Below are 4031 nucleotides of genomic sequence, written 5' to 3' on the forward strand. Positions count from 1 at the left end.
GGCAGTTCACGCCGCAGCAGGCGATGGCCATTGGCACTGCGGGCTATACCGCGATGCTTTGCGTGCTGGCGCTGGAGCGGTATGGCGTCAAACCCGAACACGGGGAGATTCTCGTGACCGGCGCGGCAGGCGGCGTGGGCAGCGTGGCGACGGCGGTTCTGACCCGGCTTGGTTTCACTGTCGTCGCGGTGAGCGGTAGACCGGCGGAGACCGAATACCTCAAGAGCTTGGGTGCAGTGGAGATGCTGGATCGTGCGACGTTCGCGACGCCCGGTAAGCCTTTGGGCAAGGAGCGCTGGGCCGGTGCGGTGGATGTCGTCGGCAGCCACACGCTGGCGAATGTCTGCGCGACGACCAAATACCGGGGTATCGTCGCGGCGTGCGGGCTGGCGGGCGGAATGGATTTACCGGCCACCGTCGCACCGTTCATTCTGCGCGGCGTGACGCTGGCTGGCATTGACAGCGTGATGTGCCCCCGGCGTGAGCGACTTGAAGCATGGCGACGCTTGGGCAGCGATCTCGATGTCTCGAAACTAGCCACGATTAGCAAAGAAGTCGGCCTGACAGACGTGTTGCCCCTCGCGTCGAAGCTGCTCAACGGCGAGGTGAGGGGACGCGTGGTCGTAGACGTGAACCGCTGACTGGCCAACCAAAACGATCGAAACACTTAACGATTGCGTGCAGGGAATGCCGGTCAGTCCTGCCTATTGTTTTCGTGAGCGTCAGGTCCGGCATCCCTGACTCAGGTGTTAGGCTTACGGGAGAACCCTGCCGGTGGATATATCTCAGTTACCATTTAACCAACTAATTGGCTTGGAATTGGTCGGGCCAGAAAATGGATTCTTGGTCAGCCTCCCAGAAAGTCCAAAATACGCCAACCACCTTGGCACCGTTCATGGCAGCGCACTTCTGGCCGTGGCCGAGGCTGGCTCTGGAGAATTCCTGCTGCGAAATTTTGGTCACATCAAGGGATTCATTCCTGTCGTTCGTAAGATCGAGGCCAAATTCCGTAAGCCCGCTACAGGGCGGGTTTCGTCCCGGTGTTCGCTGGCAGAAGATGTCGTAGTTGGTTGGGCTACTGAATTAGCCTCCCGTGGACGCCTATCTGCATCAATACCGATTGAGGTTGTGGACTCTAAAGGCATTCTTGTCGTGTCTGCCGTTGTAGAGTGGTTCATATCCAATGGCACCAATGCCTAACCAGCGCTTCGAGAGGGCGCAAAAGCGCGCGGCAGCCCCTCACTTTTACGTTGACGCTGTAGAAAAACCCCTTTTCAGCCAAAACATCGACACAAAAAAACGGCGTGAATTATTCCACGCCGTTTTCAATTCCTGCCGTGCAATTCACCTCACTGTTTCAATGCGATGCCTTGATCAAGTCATGGCGACCTGCGTTGCTCGCAATGCGGGCATCTACCCCTCGTCTACTGCGCATACCCATGATGTGCCAGCTTCTCAATGTTGTGCACCAGACAGTAGAGCCTTCCACTGCGCATCCACTTTCTTCTGCCCTCTGAGGGTGAAGCGGTTGAGCTGCTTGTTGTGGCGGATGTTACCGAACACCGGTTCCACCGTGGCAAAGCGGCGTCCGTATTTCGCTTGCCCTTCGGGGCTGTCGATGCGTGCCTGCATCTTGTTGGTGAAGCTTGGCTCGCCGTCGGCCTTGCCATGGAAGAAACTTACTTGCCGGGTCTTGGTCTTTTCCGGGGTGCGCAGACATTTGTCTCGTTGTTTGCACGGCACGCAGTCCTGTTGCGCGGCCTGAAACTTGACGGCTGCGAATCCATTGATGATGCAGTGGCTGCCGTTGCCGTAAAGCGTCTTGCCCGCCGGGCAGACGCAGGTATGCGCGTCTGTGTCGTACTGAAAGTCTTCGGGGCGATAGACGGCTGCCTGTTTCTTTGCTTTCTTGTTGCCTGATTTGTCGTGCAGGGGGTCGGGAGCCTGCTTGTGCTTGTCCTGATCCTTGAAACGCGGATCGCGTTGCCGCATGCCATTGTCGGCAATGAGGGCGTCGACATCGAGTTGGGCGAGTTGCTTGAGGTTGGCTTCGCTGTGGTAACCGGCGTCTGCGGTGATGAGGCTGGTCGGGGTGATAAGCGCCTGTTCATCGGCCAGTGCGTTCTGGATTGCCTTGATCACGGGTACCAGCAGTTCCTGTTCGCTGCCGGTGCCATGCGCCTGGGCATCGACAATGATCTGGTGTTTGGCGTCGACTGCTGCCACGCCGGTGTAGCCTTGTATCACGCCCTTTGATGTCGCCATCTTGGCGGATTCGTTGTCGGTGCGGTTGCTCTTGCGGATTGCACCCTTGCTGCCCTTGCGGTCTTCGGGGTGGGCAGCCAGCCACTGACGGAGTCGCGCGGCGTCCGTTTGCAGGCGGGTGATGCGCTGGGCTTCTTTCTGTCTGAGGTCGGCTTCGACAGGCTTCTGGTCTTCTTCCCGATGGCGTTCGAGCATGACGCGGGCAGCGGCTTCGAGTTTGGCGGCCTGGTGTTCGAAGTCGGCACGGGTGCCGCTCTTTTGCTTGCTGGCGTTGCTCGGCAGTTTGACGCCGTCGATGGCGAACATCTCACGCCCGATCAGGCCCCGCCGGTCGCACAGGTAGAGTATCTGGGTGAAGACGCGGGCGATGTCATCGGCAAGGTTCGAGACAAATCCGGCAATCGTGGTGAAGTGGGGCTGGGTGTCGCCGGACAGGGCGATGAAGGTGACGTGGTCGCGGCACACGCGCTCGATGCCTCGGCTGGAAACGATGCCTTGGGAGTAGGCGAACAGCACGACCTTCAGGAGCATGGCGGGCGGATAGGCGGCCGCGCCGGTTTCATCATTCTTGAACCGGGCATCGAAGCCGGATAGATCCAGCTCAAAGTCGATTAGATGGTTGAGGGCGTGCTCGAATGTGCCGGGCAATAGTTGCCGTTGCAGGTCAACAGCAAGAAATCGGGGGCTGGTATCGATGGGTTTGTAGCGCGCCATTTGCATCTCCAAAATATCGTCCTCCACTTCGACCTTGATATTTATTTTGGTTCCCGGCACGATTGTGGGCATAAAGATACTTTTTCTACAGCCTCGTTAGGCATCCTTACAGATCACATCAAAAAGGATATGTTATGAATGCCAAAGAGGTGTCTTGTCGTTGTGGCGCCGTGGAATTGCGAATTACTGGAGAACCCGTCGTGCAACTCTACTGCCATTGCGATGACTGTCAAGCGGCTCATGGGGCAGCCTATGTGCCAGTAGCAATCTACCCGGCACAGGCGGTGGAAGTCATCAAGGGCAACCCCACTCCGATGACTGCCAATACGCTTCCAAGAATACGCTGTGCAGAATGCGGTCAGCACCTGTTTAATGACGTTCAAAGCCATGGTTTAAGAAATGTTAACGGGTACCTTCTCCCCAAGGGGGAGTTCAAACCTCAATTTCATGTTCAGTGCCAGTACGCCGTTCTTCCTGTTGTAGATAATCTGCCGCATTACAAGGGATTTCCAGTTGCGTTCGGCGGCTCAGATGATCTTGTTTCCTGGTAAGCGTGATGCCCAACACATTTATTTCAAACGCTCAGAGGAAGAATATCATTCATGGATTATTTAACGGATATTACAAGACCATAGATAAGCCGGTTATTTTTGACACCAACAGATCCTGGTGCATAAAAATGGACCTATTAGCCGATTTGTTTACCGAGTCCAGGGTGATCGCCTGTGTGCGACATATTCCATGGATTATCGACAGTATAGAGCGGTACGCCGTGAAAAATCCGTATCAACCATCCCTGATTTATGATTACAAGTCAGGAGGAACGGTTTATATGCACGTGAAAGATGTGTTCCAGCACGATTTCGATAATGTGCATCAAGAGACAGTCTCTTATGATGAAAAAATGGGCACCCCAGGTCTTCATTCTGTGTTGATGGTTTGTATGGCTATGTGCAAACTGAGGTGGGAAGTCTTTGCTCGCATCAAACCCGACCAACCTCCGTTTTGTGCAAAACATGGTTGCAAGCCCACTTGATTTTTTGCGGGCTCCA

Annotated in this window: 5 protein-coding genes; 4 read left to right on the forward strand and 1 reads right to left on the reverse strand. The window is 55.6% G+C overall.

All coding sequences use genetic code 11. The features are described from left to right. On the forward strand, positions 1-641 hold a 641-nt coding region (locus tag M7R55_RS02845; protein ID WP_298218336.1), incomplete at its 5' end, for a zinc-binding dehydrogenase. A gap of 202 nt (positions 642-843) precedes the next feature. Next, a complete protein-coding gene (locus tag M7R55_RS02850; RefSeq protein WP_298218338.1) occupies positions 844-1200 on the forward strand; it encodes a DUF4442 domain-containing protein in 357 nt (118 codons plus the stop codon). 255 nt (positions 1201-1455) lie between these two features. On the opposite strand, the gene M7R55_RS02855 is transcribed toward M7R55_RS02850, so the two are convergent. Then, complete coding sequence (locus tag M7R55_RS02855; RefSeq protein WP_298218339.1) at positions 1456-3051, reverse strand: transposase; 1596 nt, start codon at positions 3049-3051, stop codon at positions 1456-1458. Positions 3052-3113: 62 nt separating this feature from the next. Between M7R55_RS02855 and M7R55_RS02860 the strand changes: the two genes are divergently transcribed. Further along, positions 3114-3530 carry a GFA family protein gene (locus M7R55_RS02860; protein WP_271779277.1) on the forward strand — a complete coding sequence of 139 codons (417 nt, stop codon included), beginning with the start codon at positions 3114-3116 and terminating at the stop codon, positions 3528-3530. 128 nt (positions 3531-3658) lie between these two features. Next, positions 3659-4015 (forward strand): hypothetical protein, encoded by a 357-nt coding sequence (locus M7R55_RS02865; protein ID WP_298218342.1) that lies wholly within the window; start codon positions 3659-3661, stop codon positions 4013-4015. Positions 4016-4031: the final 16 nt, after the last annotated feature.

The organism is Halothiobacillus sp. (genome assembly GCF_027346185.1).
Lineage (GTDB): Bacteria > Pseudomonadota > Gammaproteobacteria > Halothiobacillales > Halothiobacillaceae > Halothiobacillus.